The organism is Micromonospora matsumotoense (assembly GCF_900091525.1).
In the GTDB taxonomy this organism is placed as follows: domain Bacteria; phylum Actinomycetota; class Actinomycetes; order Mycobacteriales; family Micromonosporaceae; genus Micromonospora; species Micromonospora matsumotoensis.
Genome location: NZ_FMCU01000001.1, coordinates 320729 through 340870 on the forward strand (window position 1 = coordinate 320729; position 20142 = coordinate 340870).

Genomic DNA, 20142 nt, shown 5'->3' on the forward strand with positions numbered 1-20142 from the left:
TCGTACGCCCGGCAGATGTCCCTGTCGCGAGCGCCCGGCCGTAGCCGGGGGCCGACGCACGTCAGCATCGCAGATCCACTCCGGTACCGCCGGGTGAGCGACTCGCGGCCTGGTCCACAAAGGACGGCTGCCGGCCACCCGCTCAGCGCACGAGGCGGAACAGCAGCAGCGTCACGCAGTACGCCAGCGGCACCAGCAGGACGCAGATGACGAAGCCGAGTGGGGCGTACCGGGGCGGATCGGTGCTGGCCAGGGCCGGCCGCCCCCAACGCCCGAGGATCAGCCAGCCGGCGACGAAGGAGATCAGCGGCAGCCCGGCACAGGTCAGCGCGCCCAGCGTGACGCCGTTGACCACGCCGATGCCGTTGGCGACCACCAGCACCAGCATGACCAGCGCCCCGATCGCGGCACAGCCGACATAGACGGCGACCGCGCGGGCGGTCGGTGACCAGGTGGGCAGCAGAGCAGGCTGCTGGGCCAACGCCTCGGCCTGCTGGCCCAGCCGGTCCGCCTCGTCGACCAGCCGCCCGGCCTCCGCCAACACGACCACCGGATCGACGTCACCTCCCGTCCCGTCCACCCCGTCGTGGCCCGCACCCGGACCGGCCCCGGCCACCGGACCGGCCCCAGCCACCGAGTCCGAGCCAGGCACCGAGCCCGGCCCGACGGGACCCACACCGACGGCCGGACCAGCGCCCGGGGCCACGACCGGACCGGGACCGGTTCCCGACGCAGGGTCGGTCACCGGGGGCAGGCCGGCGGCGGCCCCGAGCTGGGCGAGGCGCTGTTCCTGGGCGGCCAGCCGCTGACCGAGCCGGCTGACCCCGGTGTGCAGGGTGCGGCGGCGTTCCGCCTCGGCGGCGGCACCCCGCTCGCCCTCCCGGATCCGGGCGGAGAGCTGCCGGACGGCCGCCGCGTACTCGTCGTAGCCGGCCACTCAGCGCTCCTCTTCGGGGTGGTGTCCGGGGCGGACGAACGGCACGATCAGCGCGGTGCGCTGGGCGTGCCGGTCGACCAGCAGGGCCCGGTCCGGGCGCGGGGTCCAGGCCAGGTCGGTCACCCCGAGGTACAACCCGAGGTCGTCGGCGGGCACGTTCAACGCCACCAGGCACGCCACGTCGTCCCGGTTCTGGCTGCCGCCGAGGTCGTCGGCGAGCCGGCGCAGGCCCCGCCACCAGCCGAGCAGGTGCACCCCGCGCCCCGGCCCCGCCCGCAGCAGCGCCCGCAGGTCGTCGTGGCCCGAACGGTAGGTGTCGGGGTCGGCGGCGGCGAGCACCGCGCCGGCCGCGTCCACCCCGAAGACCACCAGGTAGGTCCGGCTACGCTCCCCCGGGCCGGCGGCCAGCTCACCGATCCGCGCCCGCAGCCCGGCCGCGTCGACCTGGGTCACCGGGTGCCCGGCGGCCTTCAGCCCGGCGGCCGTGTCGTCGGCCAGCTCGTCGGCGGCGGCCACCAGCGGGGCCAGCACGAACTCGGCCTCCCCGGGCCGGTGCTGGCCGGCCAGGCTCAACGCGGCGGCCCGCAGCACGTGCCCGCCGGTCGCCGAGGTGCCCACCACGGCCAGGTGCCGGCCGGGCGAGGCGTCCAGGTCGCACCGGGCGGTGCTGCCGGCCACGTCGACCGTCCGGCCCACCAGCACGGCCGGGCGGCGGGTGGTGGCAGCGGACGGCGTCGGCTCGTCCTCCAGGTGCGCGGTGGCATAGCCCCGGAAGACCGCGGGCGGGGCGGTGCCGTCGGGGCGGGCGTCCCACAGCTCGTAGCGCAGCCGGGCGAGCTGCCGGGCGTCGGCGTGCGCGTCGGGGAACCGCAGCAGGATGTCCGCGCCGGCTGCCCCGGCGGCGGTGTTGACCACCGCCGTGCCGATCCGCGTCGCGCCGCCGACCACCCCGCGCGGGCCGAGCACCGGCTCACCGCCAGGCAGCGCCACCCGCAGCGCGAACTGCCCGAACAGCGACTCGGCCCGGCCGTACAGGGCCTCCACGCCGCTGGTGCTCTGGCTGGCCAGCACCAGGTGTACGCCGTACGAGCGGCCCTTGCGGGCCAGCTCCTCCAGCAGGTCGACGGCCTCCCGGGCCAGCCGGTCGTTGCCGGCGAACAGCACGTGGAACTCGTCGATCACGGCCACCGTGCGGGGCACCGGTTCGGTGTCCGGCAGGTCGGCGAGCTTGGTCACCCCGTGCCGCTTGAACAGTCCGGCCCGCCGGCCCAGCTCCCGGCGCAGCTCCCGGAGCACGGCCAGGCCGTACTCCCGGTCGGACTCGACGCCGACGGCCCGCGCGTGCGGCAGGAACGACGGGTCGCGGTCGGTGGGGACGAACTCGGTGAAGCTCACCCCCTCCTTGAAGTCGAGCAGCCACAGCTGCAACTCGGCCGGGGAGTAGCGGGCCGCCAGGCCGTAGAGCACGTCGAGCAGGAAGACCGTCTTGCCCGCGCCGGTGCGGCCACCGACCAGCCAGTGCGGGGTCGCGTCGTCGAAAGCCAAAGTCACCGGGGTACGACCGGAGCGGCCCACCACGGTCCGCAGGCCGGCGCGGGCGGACTCGGTCCAGCGCCGCTCGGGCAGCAGGTCGGCCAGGTGCAGGGCGGTGTCCCGGCGCACCTGCGCGCCCAGCCGGTCGGCCAACGCCTGGACGGCCGGGGCGGGCGGATCGCCGTCGAGCAGCACCGGCACGGCCAGCCCGGTGCCGTCGTCGCTGAACGGCTGCCCCGGCGGGTCGCCGATGCGGGCGTAGCGTTCGTCGAGGCGTATCTCGGTGGTGCCGCCCAGCGCGGGTGGGGCCTGGCCGGGCGTGGTCACCGCGCGCCCGGCGAACAGCACGCACACCCCGGCGGTCGGCCCGGCGTGGGTGAGCGCGGCGAGCCGGGCCAGCTCCCGTGGGCCGGGCGCGGACGCGGCCACCACCAGCAGCAGTTCCGCCTCCCCCGCACCGACCTGGCCGCCGCCCGACGCCACGCCGGCCTGACCCACGCCGCCCGACGCCGCGACGCCCGACACCGCGCCGGGCTGGCCCACGCCGTACGACGCCACGCCGGGCTGGCCGGCGGCGGACCGGGCCGGGTCGGCGTGCTGGGCGGCGCGGGCGTGCGCCTCGGCGGCGTCCAGCAGCGCGCCGATCTCCGCCTCGGTGGTGGCGACGCCGCCGAGCACCCCGGCGTCGCGCAGCGGGCGCAGCGGAATGAAGGTGGCACCCCACGCGGCCGGGTCGATGCCGACCACCCGCACGCTGCCCGGCGCGGCCGTGGTGAGCAGCCGCAGCACCAGCACCCGCAGCAGCACCGCCACCCGGGGATCGCGGGCGTCCCGGTCGACCGCCAGGTGCCGGCCGGCGCCCAACGGCAGCAGCAACGGGAACCGACCGTCCGCGGTGGACGCCTCCCCGATGCGCACCGGCGCCGGGCCGTCCACGGGCGCGACGGTGCGGGTGGCACGGGCCGGGCCGGCACCCGGGGACACGGCGACGTACCCGGGCGGCGGGCCACCGGGTGACGCTCCGACGGGGCCGGTCGGCGGGCCCGACGGACCCACCCGGTCGCTGCCGCCGGGTGGCGGGGCGGCCAGCGCGTCGGCGAGCCGGGCCAACCGGGCGACCAGGTCGGCGGTACGTTCCGGGACGGGTTCCCCGGCCAGCCGGTCCAGCAGCGCACGGGCCGCCGTCCACCGCTGCCGGGCCTGCCGGTGCGCGGCGACCGCCTGCCCGTACGCCGATGCGAGCCTGCCCACCCACTGCTCCCCACCGACGCGCGGACGAATCGAGGGGAACCCTAGCGCCCCACCGGGTCAGGGCGCACGACCCGCCCACGGGCCGGACCGGCCGGCAGCCGTGGTCACGTCGGGCGGCAGCCCGGGTCCGGCCCGCTGTCGGCGGCACCGCAGTGGAACACCTCGACCGGCTCGGCGGCGACGTCCGGCACCCGGGCCACCCGCAGCAACGCCAACCGCTTGGCGACCGGCTCCCCGGAGTCGGGGGCGTACCGGATCACGCCGGCCACCCCCGGGTAGCCGGCGGCGGCGTTCTGCCGCAGCACCTCGGCGTGCACACCGACCGGGTTGACCGAGCGGGGCTCCCAGCGCCGGCCGGTGTCGGCGTGCCGCAGCCGGGCGGCGAGGCTCTCCACCGCCCGCACCACCATCATCGCCGCGTCGTAGGCGAGGCTGACCCGCTCGCCGACCGGTGCGCCGGCCCCGTCGCGGCAGCGCGGCGGGTCGAGCAGGTCGGCGGCACCGACCCAGGTCAGGAAGCTGCCCCGGGCGTCGTCGCGGGCGGCCTGCGCGGCCCGCAGGGAGGCACAGGTGGCCAGCGACGCCTTCGACACGTACGTCACCGGGAGGTTGCCCGGGGCGCTGGCCCGCAGCCCCGGATTGGCCATGTACCGGTTGACCGAGTCGTCGGCGACGAGGTGCCGGGGCGGGTCTGCGCCGCACTCCTTCAACGCCCGCAGGAACCCGTCGAACTCCGACCAGCGCCCGGCGAAGAGCAGCAGCCCCCGGTAGCCGCACTCGGCGGTCAACCGTCGCCCGGTACGCCACTCGTCGAGCCGGGTGAGCCGGGTGCCGAACCGCTCGCGCAGCCCGTCGACCAGGGTGCCGACGTAGAGGTCCTCGGTGAGGGAGCTGTCCTCCCCGGTGCTGTAGTAGGCGTGCGCCTCGGTCACCCGCAGCACCTGCCGGGCGTACGTCTCGATCATCGCGACCTGCGCCGAGTTGGGCGCGGAGATCTGGAGGTAGAGGCTGGAGTTGTCGTCCATCCGGTCGGCCGACAGGGTGGGCGCGAGCACCGGCAGGCCGACCCGGTTGAGTTCCCGCAACGCCGAGGCGGTGCTGGTCCGGCTCTCCACCAGCCCCACCACCCCGAGCACGGTCGGATCGTCGCGGGCCAGGGCCTCCAGCATCCGCACCGCCGGCCCGGCGTGGCGCATCTGCCGGCCCCCGTTGGCGACCACCACGTGCAGCAGGGCCGCGCCGTCGGCCGCCGCGGACTCCTTGAGCAGGGCGTACTGGGCGGTGGCCAGGCCCTCCAACTCCTCCCGTTCGGAGACGTACGACTCCTCGTCCGCCCGGGTCCGGTTGCCGGTGAGGGTGCCCAGGTAGACCAGGGTGAGATAGGGACGACGCCGGTCGCTGCGCTGCCAGACCTCCTCGGCGGCCCGGTTCTGCGCGAAGATCCGCCGTTGCACCGCCCGCAGCCGGTCCTGGCCGGGTTCGCTGTTGAACACCTGCGCCGCGCCGTCGCTGTAGCCGACGCACTCCCCGGCGATCAACTGGACCCGCACCTGACCGGTCAACGCCGGGTGGCAGTCCAGCGTCCAGCGGCTGTCCGCCCACGCGCCGGCCCCGACCAGCAGGGCCAGCACCACCGCCGCCGGCAGGAACCGCCGCGCCCACCACGGCGGGTCTGGCGCGACCAACGCGGGCGGGGCCAACCCCGGTGGTGGCGTGACGTCGTCGTCGTCCGGGCGCAGCGTCACCAGCCAGGCGGCGGCCCGCCGCAGCCGCCGGGTCTCGGGCAGCGCCTCGGCCCACTCGTCGCAGGCGTCGTCCGCCTCGCGCAGCGGACGGGTGCCGGGCAGCTCCGGTGGTGGTGCGGTGGCGAGCGCCACGACCAGCAGCGGGTCGTTGCGTCCGGTCTCGTTGCGCACGTCGTTGAGCAGCCGGGCCAGGGTGTGCCCGACGCCGTCGACGGTCACCCCGTCGAGCAGCAGCACCGGGTAGGCGGTGCGCCGCCAGTCACCGGGCCGCCAGACCCGCCGCCGGTACGCCTGCCGCAGGTCCTCCAGGAACGCGTGCAGCAGCAGCTTGTCCACCTGGGCCGGTTGTTCGCCGTCGCGCCAGCCGGCGGTGAGTCGTTCGGCGAACCCGAGGAAGGTCACCGACTGGCGGGGGGCAAGGTACTGCTGCCGCATGAACCAGCGGTACTGCCCCCCGACGACCGGCACCCGGCCGGAGACGGCGACCCGGAACACCGCGCTGGGCACCGCGCGGCGCAGCAGCCAGAGCAGCACCTGAAGCGCCGTACCGACCACCGATTCCCCGCTGACCTGCGGCTCCTCGACGGAGCGCCGCCCCCGCCAGTCGCGCAGCCGGCGGACCAGGGTGGCCCGGCCGCTGGCGGCGGTGTCGGCCCCCACGTCGAGGCTCTGGTGCATCAGCCAGTCGGCCAGCGGGTAGTGCCGGAACCGCAGCCGGGCCGCCCCGAACGCCTCCAACGACAACTGCCGGTGCAACTCGCGCAGGACCGCCGGCACGTCCGCGACGTCGGGCCGGGCCGTCAGGTCCAGCACGGCGTGCGGTACCCGACGACCGGCGCCCTGCCCGACGAAACGCCGCAGCAGGGCACCCGGGTCGCCGCCGGTGGCGGCCCGCACCAGCCAGAGCACCGGCAACCGCCGGTCGCCCCGGCGCGGCCGGCGCAGCAACCGGGTCAACAGGGACGGCAGCTCCGCCCCGCCGGTCGGGGGACCGTCCGGGACGGGCCGGGCCAGCGGTGGCGTCACCGGCTCGCGCATACGGGTACCTCCGCCGCGTTCCTGGGAACCAGACTCCCCATTGTCGACGACGTGGGCAACTGACGGTGTCCGGTGGATCGCCACCGGTGACCCGGGCCGACCGGCCAGGGTCCGGGCGCGTCGGACGTGGGCGTCCCGCCATGGTGGGCGCGCGTGCGTCCTGACGCGCCAGCGACGGCGTCGGACCTGCCCGGCCTGGCCGACGCCGGGCGCGCGGCGGTCGGCGACCCGGGTGCCGGGCCGCCGACCGCCGGTGCCGGTCAGCGCAGCGCGGCGGTGAGCGCCGGCAGGTAGCCGTACCGGTAGCCGTCGGCGTTCGGGTGGTACGCCTCGATGACGCCGCTGACGTCGCGGATCCACGGGGCGGCGGCACAGACGCCGTGCCCGGTGAAGAACGGCCGGGTGTCGGCGAAGGTGGCCCCGGCCGCGCCGGCCCGCGCGGCGGTGACCGTGGCGAGCGCGTCGGCGGCCTCGTTGAGGATGGTCCGCTTGTAGCTGCTCATCGCCAGCACGCCGCAGGAGCCGGTCTCGAAGAGCCGGGGGTAGCCGAGCACCACCAGTCGGGCGTTCGGGGCCCGGTTGCGGATCGCGGCGTAGGTGGCGTCGAGCCGGCCGGGCAGCGTCGAGGTGGCGAAGCTCTTGGCCTTGTCGACCGCTGCCGTGCAGTTCGCCGTGCTGCCGAACCGGCAACTGGTGATCACGTCGGCGAAGCCGGCGTCGTTGCCGCCGATGGTGATGGTGACCAACGTGGTGCCGGCGCTCAGCGTACCGACCTGCTTGTTGATCACGTCGGAGGTGACCGCACCGCCGCAGGCGGGGAAGGCGAAGCTGCTCACCGCGTTGGCGGCGGCCCAGAGCGGGGCGTACGACTTCTGGCTGCGCAGGCAGGTGGACAGGTCGTACGGGCCGGCGCCGACACCGGAGGAGTACGAGTCGCCGAGCGCCACGTAGTGGACGGTGGCGGCCTGGGCGGCGGTGGGGACGAGCACGACACCGGCGACGGTGGCGAGCAGGGCGGCGAGTGCGGTGACGGCACGGGCCAGGACACGGCGGGGTAGGGCGCGGTGGGGCATGACGGTCCTCCGGGGGCAGGAAGGGAAGAGCCTCTGGACCGCGCGCGTGGCCAAGGGGTGAGGCGTTGTTACTAGTCGGTAATGCTAGCGAAACATCGACATAAAGAGAACAGGTGATCCCCACCGTCCGGGACGCACGGTTCCACCGCCGTCGATTAGGTTGTCGGTGCGAACACCCCGATGGAGGGAGTCCACCCCGTGCGACGTGTTTTCACGGCGGCCATCGCCGCCCTGACCGTCACCACCGCCGGCACCCTGGTGACCGGCACCCCCGGCCAGGCCGACGCCCGACCGGGCAAGAGCCGGTCGGTCGCGGTCTCGGCCGCCCCGAAACCCGGCAGCCCCGGTCTCGGTGACCCCTACTTCCCCGACTACGGCAACGGTGGCTACGACGTCGACCACTACGACGTGCGGCTGCGCTACGAGCCGGCCACCGACCGGCTCAGCGGCACCACCACCATCCTGGCGACGGCCACCCAGGACCTCTCCCGGTTCAACCTGGACTTCCTGCTCGACGTGGAGTCGGTGCGGGTCAACGGGTGGACCGCCCGGTTCGCCCGGGAGGGCGTCCACGAGCTGGCGGTCACCGCGCCGCGCGGCATCACCACCGGCCAGGCGCTGACCATCGTGGTCACCTACGCCGGCGTGCCGTCGGAGACCCTGGTGGACGGCTACTCCGGCTGGACCCGCACCAGCGACGGCGCGCTCGCCGTCAACGAGCCCGAGTCGGCCTGGTGGTGGTTCCCGTCCAACGACCACCCGCTCGACAAGGCCACCTGGGACGTCTCGGTGTCCGTGCCCAACGGCGTCGAGGTGATCAGCAACGGCGTCCAGCCCCGGCCCCCGCTGGCCGAGGCCGGCAACCGGATGCGGTGGGGCTGGCGCAGCACCAAGCCCGGCGCCACCTACCTCGCGTTCCTGGCGATCGGCCAGTACGACATCGTCACCGACACCGCACCGAACGGCCAGCCGGTGATCAACGCCTACAGCACCACGCTGGGCGATCGGGGTCCCGCCGCCCGGGCCAGCATCGAACGCACCGCCGAGATCGTGGACTGGGAGAGCGGCATCTTCGGGCCGTACCCGTTCGAGGCGCAGGGGGGCGTGGCCGCGCCGATCGACAGCCTGAGCTTCGCCCTGGAGACGCAGACCCGCCCGGTGTACGGGCCCGGCTTCTGGCGACGCGGCAGCAACCCGTACGTGGTGGTGCACGAGAACGCCCACCAGTGGTTCGGTGACTCGGTCTCGGTGGCGAACTGGAGCAACATCTGGTTGAACGAGGGCTTCGCCTCGTACGCCGAGTGGCTCTGGTCGGAGGCTCAGGGTGAGGGCACCGCGCAGGAACTGTTCGACTTCACCTACGCCGACTACCCCGCGGACGACGAGTTCTGGCAGGTCCTGCCGGGCAACCCGGGTGCCAGCGCGGTCTTCGACGGCGCGGTCTACGACCGGGGCGCGATGGCCCTGCACCAGCTCCGGCTGACCGTCGGCGACGACGCGTTCTTCCGGATCCTGCCCGCCTGGACCGCCGAGCACCGGTACGGCAACGGCACCATCGCCCAGTTCCAGGCCCTCGCCGAGCGGATCTCCGGCGTCGACCTGGACCCGGTCTTCACGACCTGGCTGTTCACCCCCGGCCGCCCCACCCCGGCCGCTGCCACCCGCACCACGACCGCTCCGGCACAGCCGAAGTCGTGGTCCCAGATCCGGGCGGCGCACCAACTGCTGGCGCGCTGACCGACCCCGGTTCGGGCTGCCTGCCCCCGGCACCGGGCAGGCAGCCCGAACCGGCCCCGTCCCCACGCATCTCCCGAGCACCCCCACCGCCCCGATAGCCCCCACCGCCCAGCTGTCCCAGCGGCCCGGCGGCCCCAGCGGTCCCGACGGCACAGCGGCCCCGGCCTTGGGCGGCCTAGGTGGGCCAACTGCCCCGACGGCCCGGCTGTCCCGGCGGCCCCGGCTGTCCTGCCACCCCAGCGGTACCAGGGCCCCAGCGGTTCCGACGGGCCAGCGGTTCCGACGGGCCAGCGGTTCCGACGAGCTCGACGGGCTCGACGGGCTCGACACTCACCGCTCGCAGGCTCCGACGCTGGCACCATCCCGCTGGTCCCCACCCCGACCCCGGTGTTGGCCCCTGCTCCGACTCGGCGTGAGACCAGCTTCGGGGCCAGCTTCGACCCGGCCGGAACAGCAACCCCCGGAGAGCACTATGCCCAGCAGGCATATTCATGCCTGCTGGGCATAGCTTCCTCTGCGAGACAGTGCCCCCCGGGGGCCGACCCGCAACGGCCCTGGCGCACCGCACGAAACCCGGGACAGGTACAGCACGGGAACCGTGACAGGTCATGCCGCGAAACCAGCTGCCAACTGGCGGAGTGGACCGGGCGACCCCAGCCGTCAGCCGACCTGCGGACCAGGTCGACTGACGGCCACCAACCGCTCTGCTCCGTCGGGGTGGACCAGCCGGTCGAGCACACCGAGCGGAACAGCGAACGGAGCGAGACCGCGAACCGAACGCGACAGCGAACCGAGCGGAACAGCGGGTTAAGGGGGTCAGCGGGCGGCGAGGGGTTGGCGGGCCGGGTCGACCGGGGCGGGCAGGGAACCGATCCCGCCCAGGTAGGAGTGGATCGCGGCGGCGGCAGCCCGTCCCTCGGCGATCGCCCAGACGATCAGCGACGCCCCCCGGTGCATGTCCCCGGCGACGAAGACGCCGTCGGCGTCGGTCTGCCAGTCGGGGCGGGCGTCGACCGCGCCCCGGGCGTTGCGGGTCACCCCGAACTGGGCCAGCAGCGGCTGCTCCTCGGTGCCCTCGAAGCCGATGGCCAGCAGCACCAGGTCGGCCGGCAGCTCGCGCTCGGAGCCGGGCAGCGCGGTGACCACCCGTCGCCCGTCGCGCCGTTCCACCGTCACCTCGGCGATCCGGACGCCCTTGACCTGGCCGGTGCCGTCGTCCACGAACTCCTGCACGGCCACCGCGAAGACCCGGTCGCCGCCCTCCTCGTGCGCCGGGTAGTTGCGCAGCACCCATGGCCAGGTCGGCCACGGGTCCCGTTCGGCGTCCCGGCCGTGCGGCGGCTCCGGGTAGAGGTCGAGCTGGTGGACGCCGGCCGCGCCCTGCCGGTGGGCCACGCCCAGGCAGTCGGCGGCGGTGTCGCCACCGCCGATGATCACCACGTGCCTGCCGGCCGCGTCGATCGGCGTGCCGTCGGGCAGCACCGCCGGCGCGGGTCGACCGTCCCCGGCCGCCGCGACCACCCGGTTGGCGGCGACCAGGTGGGTCATCGCCTGGTGGACGCCGCGCAGCGGCCGACCGGGCGTCTCCGGGGTGTCCCGGCCCTGGAGCGCGCCGCAGGCCAGCAGCACCGCGTCGTGCCGGCCCCGCAACTCCTCGGCGGTCACGTCGACGCCGATGTTCACGCCGGTACGGAACTGCACACCCTCGGCGGCCAGCTGGGCCACCCGCCGGTCGATGTGCTGCTTCTCCAGCTTGAAGTCGGGGATGCCGTACCGGAGCAGGCCACCGATCGCGTCGTCCCGCTCGTACACGGTGACGGCGTGACCGGCGCGGGCGAGCTGTTGGGCGGCGGCGAGCCCGGCGGGCCCGGAACCGACCACGGCGACCGACCGGCCGGTCGACGCCGGCACCGGGTGGGGGTTCAGCCCGCCCCGGGCCACCGCCGCGTCGGCGATCTCCACCTCGACCTGCTTGATGGTGACCGGCTGCTGGCCACCCAGGCCGAGGACGCAGGCCGCCTCGCAGGGCGCCGGGCAGAGCCGGCCGGTGAACTCGGGGAAGTTGTTGGTGGCGTGCAGCGACTCGACCGCAGCGTCCCAGTTGCCGGTGCGGACCAGGTCGTTCCAGTCCGGAATGCGGTTGCCCAGCGGGCAACCGTCGTGGCAGAACGGGATGCCACAGTCCATGCAGCGGGTGGCCTGCTCCCGGATCAGCTCGGCACCGGCGGGCGGGTAGACCTCGCGCCAGTCGGTGATCCGCACCGCCACCGGGCGACGCGCCGGCAGCTGCCGCTCGTAACGCAGGAATCCGTTCGGGTCAGGCACGAGCCACCTCCTGGGCGACCGCCCGCGGGACGGGCGGCACCGACGCGGTCAGCGCTGACATGACCGCGTCGTCGACGTCGCGGCCGGCGGCTTCGGCGGCCTTCATGATCTCCATTACCCGGCGGTAGTCCCGGGGGACCACGGCCGTGAACTCCTCCACCGCCTCCGCCCAGTTCTTCAGCAGCTCCGCGCCGACCGCCGAGTCGGTCTCCGCGACGTGCCGCTGCACCAGGTCGTGCAGCAGCTCACGCTCGGCGTCGCGCAGCGGGGCCAGGTCGACCAGTTCCGCGTTGACCCGGCCGGTGTCCAGTTTGTGCACGTACGCCGTACCGCCGGACATGCCGGCGGCGAAGTTGCGGCCGGTCGCACCGAGCACCACCACCGTGCCACCGGTCATGTACTCGCAGCCGTGGTCGCCGACGCCCTCGACGACGGCCACCGCGCCGGAGTTGCGGACCGCGAAGCGCTCCCCCACCCGGCCGCGCAGGAACAACTCGCCGCCGGTGGCCCCGTACAGGATGGTGTTGCCGGCGATGATCTGGTCCTCGGCGCGCTGCCCGGCGACGGCCTCGGGGTCGACGAACGGCGCGGCGGCGTCCGGGCGGATCACGATCCGGCCGCCGGAGAGCCCCTTGCCGACATAGTCGTTGGCGTCGCCGTGCAGCCGCAGGGTCACCCCGCGCGGCAGGAACGCGCCGAAGGACTGCCCGGCGGTGCCCCGCAGCACGAACTCCACGGTGTCGTCCGGCAGGCCGGCACCACCGTGGCGGCGGGTCACCTCGCCACCGAGCATCGCGCCGACGCTGCGGTGCTCGTTGCGCACCGCCACCTCCACCCGCACCGGGCTGCCGTCGCGCAGCGCCGGTTGGGCCAGCGCGATCAGCTCGTTGTCCAGAGCCAGCTCCAGGCCGTGGTCCTGGGCCCGGATGCCGCGCCGGGCGGCACCCTCGGGCAGCTCCGGGGTGTGCAGCACCCGGGCCAGGTCGAGCCCGTGACCCTTCCAGTGGTCGATCGCCGGTACGACGTCGAGCACCTCGGTCTGCCCGATCGCCTCTTCGATGCTGCGGAAGCCCAGCTCGGCCAGGTAGCCGCGGACCTCCTCGGCGAGGAAGAGGAAGAAGTTCTCCACGAACTCCGGCCGGCCGGTGAAGCGTTCCCGCAGCACCGGGTTCTGGGTGGCGATGCCGACCGGGCAGGTGTCCAGGTGACAGACCCGCATCATCACGCAGCCCTCGACGATCAGCGGGGCGGTGGCGAAGCCGAACTCCTCCGCGCCGAGCAGCATCGCCACCACCACGTCCCGACCGGTCTTGAGCTGGCCGTCGACCTGCACGGTGACCCGGTCGCGCAGCTTGTTGAGCAGCAGCGTCTGCTGCGCCTCGGCCAGGCCCAGCTCCCAGGGGGTGCCGGCGTGCTTGAGCGAGTTGAGCGGGGACGCGCCGGTGCCGCCGTCGTGCCCGGAGATCAGGATGACGTCGGCCTTGAGCTTGGCGACCCCGGCCGCGACCGTGCCCACGCCTACCTCGCTGACCAGCTTGACGTGCACCCGGGCGGCCGGGTTGACGCACTTGAGGTCGTGCACCAGCTGGGCGAGGTCCTCGATGGAGTAGATGTCGTGGTGCGGCGGCGGGGAGATCAGGCCGACGCCGGGGGTGGCATGCCGGGTCCGGGCGATCCACGGCCAGACCTTGTTGCCGGGCAACTGCCCGCCCTCGCCCGGCTTTGCGCCCTGCGCCATCTTGATCTGGAGGTCGTCGGCGTTGACCAGGTATTCGCTGGTCACCCCGAAGCGCCCGCTGGCGATCTGCTTGACCGCCGAGCGGCGGGCCGGGTCGTGCAGCCGGTCGACGTCCTCGCCGCCCTCGCCGGTGTTGGACTTGCCACCGAGCCGGTTCATCGCGATGGCGAGCGTCTCGTGCGCCTCCGCCGAGATCGACCCGTACGACATGGCCCCGGTGGCGAACCGCTTGACGATCTCGGTGGCCGGCTCGACCTCCTCGATCGGCACCGCCGGGCGCAGCCCGGTCCGCAGGGTGAACAGCCCCCGCAGGGATCCGGCCCGCGCGGCCAGCTCGTCGACCTTGGCGGTGTACTGGCGGAACACGTCGTACTGCCGGCTGCGGGTGGCGTGCTGGAGCAGGAAGACCGTCTCCGGGTTGAACAGGTGCAGCTCGCCCTCGCGCCGCCACTGGTACTCGCCGCCCACCTCCAAGCGGGCGGAGCCGACGGTGCCGGGCGTGGGCCAGGCCTGCCCGTGCCGGGCCGCGACCTCGGCGTGGATCTCGGCCAGCCCGATCCCGCCGATGGTGCTGGGGGTGCCCCGGAAGTAGCGGTCGACCAGGCGGGTGTCCAGGCCGACGGCCTCGAAGACCTGCGCGCCGCAGTACGACGACACCGTCGAGATGCCCATCTTGGACATGATCTTCAGGACGCCCTTGCCGAGCGCCTTGACATAGTTGCGGACCGCCTTCGCCGGCTCCACCCCGGCCAGGGCCCCGGTGGCGATCATGTCCTCCACCGACTCGAAGGCCAGGTAGGGGTTGACCGCCGCCGCGCCGTACCCGATGAGCACCGCCGCGTGGTGCACCTCGCGGCAGTCGCCGGACTCCACGATCAGCGCCACCTGGGTCCGGGTCTGCTCCCGCACCAGGTGCTGGTGCACCGCCGCGGTGAGCAGCAGCGACGGGATCGGCGCCAGGTCGGCGTTGGAGTCCCGGTCGGACAGCACCAGGATCCGGACGCCGTCCTCGATCGCCTCGGACACGTGCCGGCAGATCTCGGTCAGCCGGGCCTTGATGCCGGGCCCGCCGTCGCGGATGCGGTAGAGCCCGGAGACCCGGACCGCCTTGAAGCCGGGCAGGTCGCCGTCCTCGTCGACGTCGAGCAGCTTCGCCAGCTCTTCGTTGTCGATCACCGGGTAGGGCAGCACGATCTGCCGGCAGCTCGCCGCGCCCGGGTCCAGCAGGTTGCCCTCCGGGCCGATGGTCGACGCCAGGCTGGTCACCAGCTCCTCCCGGATGGCGTCCAACGGCGGGTTGGTGACCTGCGCAAAGAGCTGGTGGAAGTAGTCGTAGAGCAGCCGGGGCTGGGTCGACAGCGGCGCGATCGGGGTGTCGGTGCCCATCGAGCCGAGCGGCTCCGCCCCGGTGCGGGCCATCGGGGCGAGCAGGATCTTCAGCTCCTCCTCGGTGTAGCCGAAGGTCTGCTGCCGCCGGCGCACCGAGTCGTGGGTGTAGACCACGTGCTCGCGGGGCGGCAGGTCGTCCAGCTCGATCAGGCCGGCGTGCAGCCACTCGTCGTACGGCTGGGCGGCGGCCAGCTCGGTCTTGATCTCGTCGTCCGAGACGATCCGGCCGTTGACCGTGTCGACCAGGAACATCCGGCCCGGCTGGAGGCGGCCCTTGGCGACCACCGTGGCCGGGTCGAGGTCGAGCACGCCCGCCTCGCTGCCCAGCACCACCAGCCCGTCGGCGGTACGCCACCAGCGTCCCGGCCGCAGGCCGTTGCGGTCCAGCACCGCGCCGACCACCTCACCGTCGGTGAAGGCCACCGACGCCGGGCCGTCCCACGGCTCCATCAGGCTGGCGTGGAAGCGGTAGAACGCGCGCTTGTCCGGGCTCATCGCCGGGTCGTTCTCCCACGCCTCCGGGATCATCATCAGCACCGCGTGCGGCAGGCTCCGACCGGCCAGGTGCAGCAGCTCCAGCACCTCGTCGAAGTTGGCCGAGTCGGAGGCGGCCGGGGTGCAGACCGGGAAGACCCGCCGGATGTTGCCCGGCAGCTGCGGGCTCCGCAGCAGCGCCTCGCGGGCCTGCATCCAGTTCCGGTTGCCCCGGATCGTGTTGATCTCGCCGTTGTGCGCGATGAACCGGTACGGGTGGGCCAGCGGCCAGGACGGGAAGGTGTTGGTGGAGAACCGGGAGTGCACCAGCGCGATCGCGCTGTCGACCCGCGCGTCGGTCAGCTCCGGGAAGAACTCCGGCAACTGGTCGGGGGTGAGCATCCCCTTCCAGGTCATCGTCCGCGCCGACAGCGACGGGAAGTATGCGGTCACCCCCCGCTCGGCGGTCTCCCGCTCGGCCTGCTTACGGACGCAGAACGCCACCCGGTCCAGGTCGATGCCGGCCAGTGGGGAGCCGGCCGGGCCCGCCGGGGTGTCGGTGAGCCGGTGCGCGGCCAGGAAGAGCTGCCGGATCCGGGGCATCGCCGCCAGCGCCGTCTCGCCCAGCCCGCTCGGGTCGGTCGGCACCTCGCGCCAGCCGAGCACCTCGGCCCCCTCGACCAGGGCGTACTTCTCCACCACCTGACGGGCGCGGGCCTCGCCGCCGTCGTCGTCGGGGAGGAAGACCAGGCCGGTGGCGTACTGGCCGGCCGGGGGCAGCGGGAAGTCCACCACCGCGCGCAGGAACGCGTCCGGCACCTGGATCATGATGCCCGCGCCGTCGCCGGTGTTCTGCTCGGCGCCCCGGGCGCCGCGATGGTCGAGCCGGCAGAGCGCACCGAGGCCGTTCGCCACCACCGCGTGGGAGCGCCGCCCGTAGAGGTCGGCCACGAAAGCCACCCCGCACGCGTCGTGCTCGTGCGCCGGGTCGTACAGACCGGCCGCGGAAGGGACCGGCTGCGGGCTGTGCGGGTACGGAAGGGCCACCGGGTCTCCTGTCGTCACTCAGGTTGTTTCATGGTCGGGACGACGTCGGCCCTGGGCGGTCTGTTGAGTCTACGTTAGGGCGACCCGGGCAGGGCCAGTGCAGATTGATCACACCTTCCAGACTCTGGGACGTGTAGTCTCGCGCGGTGGATCCTGCACACCGCGAGCTGTTCGACCGGTTGGAACGTTTCTACGACGCGGTGCCCCGGGACGCCGCCCGTGCGGAGGAGCACGGCGCACTGGTGTTGTTCGCCCGGGACGGGGCCGGTTGGCCGTTCTATGCCCGCCCCCGCCTCGACGCCACCGCGCCACCGTCGCTCGCCGACGTGCACACGGTCCGGGAACGGCAGCGTGAGCTGGGCCTGCCGGAGGCGTTCGAGTGGGTGCACGAGACCACCCCGGACCTGCTCGCCACCGCCCGGGCTGCCGGCCTGAGCGTGCTGGAGGCCCCGCTGATGGTGCTCGACCCGGGTGCCACCCCGGCCGACCCGGCGACGCTCACCGACGTACCGGTGCGGGTGCTGGACCCGGATGCGCCCGGCTTCGCACTCGACGTGGCGGCCCGGCGCGCGGTCGCCGCGGTCGGTTTCTCCGCCGCCGGCACCGCCCGGGGTGACGCCGGCCCGGCCGAGCGGGACGCCGCGATGACCGAACTGGACGTCGCCGCGCTGGACGAGGAACGGGCCCGGATCGCCGACGGCCGGCGAATCTCGGCGATCGCCTGGACGCCGGACGACGGCGCCCTGGCCAGCGGGATGGCGATGCGGGTCGACGACATCGCCGAGATCGCCGGGGTGGCCACCCTGCCCGCCGCCCGGCACCGGGGGCTCGCCGCGGCGGTCACCGCCACCCTGGCCCGCACCCTGCGCGACGCCGGCACCGACCTGGTCTTCCTCTCCGCCGGCAGCGAGGACGTCGCCCGGATCTACCTCCGCGTCGGCTTCCGCCGCGTCGGCACCGCCTGCATAGCCGAACCCACCGCCCTCATCTGACCTCCCCGCCCTCCCCCGCCACCCTCGGCCCAGCTCGCCCCGGCTCGCCCCCGGCCCGGCTCGCCCCGGCCCAGCCCGGTGATCAAGAAGTTTGCGTCAGGAAATGCGCCGCGAATGACGTAAACCTCTTGATCACCGACCAGGGACGGGCGGGAACGGGGGCGGGGGCGCGCGGCGGGGTGGGGGGTGGGGGTGGGTCAGGGGGTGGGTGGGGGGCGCCAGGCGGCGGCTGCGGCGGCGGCGCCGGAGAGCAGGCGGGGGCTGATCGTGCCGAGGGCCGCGTCGCGGGCGCGCAGGGCCAGCCGGCCCCGGGTCTGGAGCACCGCTGACATCCGGCGGGTCTGCCGGACCACGGTGGCCGCCCGGGGACGGCGCAATCGGTCGTACGCCAGCACGGCGTCGGGCAGCCGGGACTCCCGCAGCAGCGACGACAGGGTGGCCGCGTCCTCGAAGGCCAGGCAGGCGCCCTGCCCGAGGTGCGGCGGCATGGCGTGGGCGGCGTCGCCGAGCAGCACCACCCCGCCCGGCCCGGCAGGAAAGCCGTACGCCCGGGGTAGCGGGCGCAGCTCACGGATCTCCTGCTGGACCAGGTCGGCGGGCTCGGTGGCCGCCAGGAGGTCGCCGATCGGCGCGGGCCAGCCCGCGTACCAGCGTTTGAGCAGGGCGAGCTGGGTCTGCGGGGGCTCCGGGCGGGGCGCACCGGCGGCGGTGGCCACCCAGTAGATGCCACCCCGACGGGACGCGCCGGAGGACCCCCGCTCGCCGAGCGAGGCGGCCACGAAGCGGTAGCCGGCACCCAGCACCTCGCCACCGACCGGCTGGTCGGCCGGCAGCGGCGCGCGGTACCAGGGGATCACCGCCCGCCAGGCGGCGCAGCCGGAGCTGACCACGGCGGCCTCGGGAGCGAGCTGACGGCGCAGCACGCTGTCCGTGCCGTCGGCGGCGACCACCAGGTCCGCCTCGAGGAACTGTCCGTTCAGCCCGACTCCCGGCCGCTCGTCGGCGTTCGCCCGGACGCTGTCCACCGCGACCCCGGTCCGCAGCTCGACCCGGTCGCCGAGGCCGGCGATCAGGGCGTCGTGCAGATCCTCCCGGTGCACGACCACCGGCATCCGGTCGGCCGGGGTGGGCCGGGGCTGCGCCAGCCAGTGACCGTCGGGGCGGCGGATGCCGCCGTCGGGCAGCGGGGTGGCGATGGCGTCCAGGCCGGCGCCGAGGCCGAGCACCCGCAGGGCGCGTACCCCGTTGGGCCACAGCACCACGGCGGTGGGCTCCGGGCGGACCCGGTCGGCCCGTTCCAGCAGGGTGACCTGCCAGCCGGAGCGAGCCAGCGCCCCGGCCACCGACAGCCCGCCGAGCCCGGCGCCGACCACCACCGCGCTGCGCACGCCGCGCCCGCTCAGCTGTCCCGGTCGGCGGGCCGGCCACCCGCGCCGCCGGCCCGGTCGGCCCCCGCCGGCGCGTCGGTGCCGTCGCCCGCGTCGGGCTCGTCACCGGTTCCGGCGGGTCGGTCACCGCCGACCGTCGCGTCCGCACCGCCGCTGAGCCGGTCGTCGGGCTCCGACGACCGGTCGTCGTGGCCCGCGGGCTGGTCTTCGTGGCCCGAGGGCTGGTCGTCGGTCACCGGCACGTCGTCGTCGGCGGGTCCGGCGGGCCGCACCCCGGTCTCCTGGTACGTGGTGAACTGTTCCTCGTCGACCACCTGGTAGCCCACCGGCGCGACCGGCGCAGATCCCTTACCGGCGCGGGACAGGTCGACCTGGGAGACGTCGCCGCCGGTCACCGGGGCCGGCGTGGGGGCGTCGATCGGGATCAGGTAGTCACGGGGGCCTCGCACCCGCAGGAAGTAGATCAGCGCGCCGACGAAGACCAGACCGGCGGTCCACACGTTGAGCCGGACACCGAGGATCCGGTTCGCCTCGTCGCTGCGCATCAGCTCGATCCAGAACCGGCCGGCGGTGTAGCCCATCACATACAGCGCGAAGGCCCGGCCACGACCCAGCTTGAACCGGCGGTCCAGGGCGAACACCAGGCCGGCGACGCCGAGGTTCCACAGCGCCTCGTAGGCGAACGTCGGGTGGTAGAGGCCGGGTTCCAGGATGGGCTGGTTGGCGTCGTCGCGCAGCGCGTGCCCGGGATTGTCCGGGTCCATCCGGTGGATCTCCAGGCCCCACGGCAGGCTGGTCCGCCCGCCGTACAGCTCGTTGTTGAACCAGTTGCCGAGCCGGCCCACCGCCTGGGCCAGCGGCAGGCCCGGGGCCAGGGCGTCGCCCACTACCGAGAGCGGGATGCCGAGCTGCCGGGCGGCGATCCAGGCGCCGACCGCGCCACCGGCGACGGCCCCCCAGATGCCGAGACCGCCTTCCCAGATGGCGAAGGCCTTCCAGGGGTCGCCACCGGTGCCGAAGTACTTCTCGGGTGAGGTGATGACGTGGTAGATCCGGGCGCCGATGATGCCGGTCGGGACCGCCCAGACCGCGATGTCGAGCACCGCGCCGGGGGCGACGCCGCGCTGGCGCAGCCGATGCTCGGTCACCAGACAGGCGACCACGATGCCGGCGACGATGCAGAGGGCGTACGCCCGGAGCGGGACCGGCCCGAGCTGCCAGACGGCGGTTGTCGGGCTGGGCAGCGCCGCCAAGGGCGTCATCGAGACATGGGTCACGGGTGCACAGGCTACCGCTGCGGACCCCCGCCGTGGCACCCCGGTCCGGTCAGACCTGCCGCCGGGCCACTCCACCCCACCGCGACCCGATCCCACGGTTGACACCGGTGGGGCGAAATGGCGGTATCTACTCCGGCGGATACCGCCACTTCGCCCCCATTGAGTTGATCAGCCCCAGACAGGCCAGGTCGGGCGGGG

At 74.6% G+C, this 20142-nt stretch carries 10 protein-coding genes; 2 read left to right on the forward strand and 8 right to left on the reverse strand.

All coding sequences use genetic code 11. The features are described from left to right. Window positions 1-142: 142 nt before the first annotated feature. The 4 genes from GA0070216_RS01360 to GA0070216_RS01375 all read right to left on the reverse strand — a co-directional run bounded on the left by GA0070216_RS01360 (window position 143) and on the right by GA0070216_RS01375 (window position 7577). Window positions 143-937 carry a hypothetical protein gene (locus GA0070216_RS01360; protein WP_091237405.1) on the reverse strand — a complete coding sequence of 265 codons (795 nt, stop codon included), beginning with the start codon at window positions 935-937 and terminating at the stop codon, window positions 143-145. Then, window positions 938-3721, reverse strand: a complete 2784-nt coding sequence (locus GA0070216_RS01365) for an FtsK/SpoIIIE domain-containing protein (protein ID WP_245722243.1) — start codon at window positions 3719-3721, stop codon at window positions 938-940. A gap of 104 nt (window positions 3722-3825) precedes the next feature. Next, window positions 3826-6504, reverse strand: a complete 2679-nt coding sequence (locus tag GA0070216_RS01370) for a hypothetical protein (protein ID WP_091237406.1) — start codon at window positions 6502-6504, stop codon at window positions 3826-3828. A 260-nt stretch (window positions 6505-6764) separates the two neighbouring features. Further along, entirely contained in the window at window positions 6765-7577 is an 813-nt protein-coding gene (locus tag GA0070216_RS01375) for an SGNH/GDSL hydrolase family protein (RefSeq protein ID WP_091237407.1), read from the reverse strand. Between the two features lie 198 nt (window positions 7578-7775). Between GA0070216_RS01375 and GA0070216_RS01380 the strand changes: the two genes are divergently transcribed. Next, on the forward strand, window positions 7776-9314 hold the full coding sequence (locus GA0070216_RS01380; protein WP_091237408.1) for a M1 family metallopeptidase: 1539 nt from the start codon (window positions 7776-7778) through the stop codon (window positions 9312-9314). Window positions 9315-10130: 816 nt separating this feature from the next. Here GA0070216_RS01380 and GA0070216_RS01385 read toward each other — a convergent pair. Both GA0070216_RS01385 and gltB read right to left on the reverse strand, forming a co-directional pair. Then, a complete protein-coding gene (locus GA0070216_RS01385; protein ID WP_091237409.1) occupies window positions 10131-11639 on the reverse strand; it encodes a glutamate synthase subunit beta in 1509 nt (502 codons plus the stop codon). Next, entirely contained in the window at window positions 11632-16287 is a 4656-nt protein-coding gene (gene gltB, locus GA0070216_RS01390; RefSeq protein ID WP_091237411.1) for a glutamate synthase large subunit, read from the reverse strand. Before gltB ends, GA0070216_RS01385 begins: the two co-directional genes overlap by 8 nt. A gap of 146 nt (window positions 16288-16433) precedes the next feature. Here gltB and GA0070216_RS01395 point away from each other — a divergent pair, with 146 nt between their 5' ends. After that, window positions 16434-17279 carry a GNAT family N-acetyltransferase gene (locus GA0070216_RS01395; protein ID WP_091237414.1) on the forward strand — a complete coding sequence of 282 codons (846 nt, stop codon included), beginning with the start codon at window positions 16434-16436 and terminating at the stop codon, window positions 17277-17279. Between the two features lie 197 nt (window positions 17280-17476). Here GA0070216_RS01395 and GA0070216_RS01400 read toward each other — a convergent pair whose 3' ends face one another. After that, window positions 17477-18667, reverse strand: coding sequence for an FAD-dependent oxidoreductase (locus GA0070216_RS01400; RefSeq protein WP_091237417.1), 1191 nt, complete (start codon window positions 18665-18667; stop codon window positions 17477-17479). An 11-nt stretch (window positions 18668-18678) separates the two neighbouring features. Further along, on the reverse strand, window positions 18679-19944 hold the full coding sequence (gene lgt / locus GA0070216_RS01405; protein ID WP_425413121.1) for a prolipoprotein diacylglyceryl transferase: 1266 nt from the start codon (window positions 19942-19944) through the stop codon (window positions 18679-18681). Window positions 19945-20142: the final 198 nt, after the last annotated feature.

Bases quoted from the DNA above. Each gene is read 5' to 3' on its own strand.
- GA0070216_RS01370 (WP_091237406.1), bottom strand. From the start codon at position 6,504: ATGCGCGAGCCGGTGACGCCACCGCTGGCCCGGCCCGTCCCGGACGGT.
- GA0070216_RS01375 (WP_091237407.1), bottom strand. From the start codon at position 7,577: ATGCCCCACCGCGCCCTACCCCGCCGTGTCCTGGCCCGTGCCGTCACC.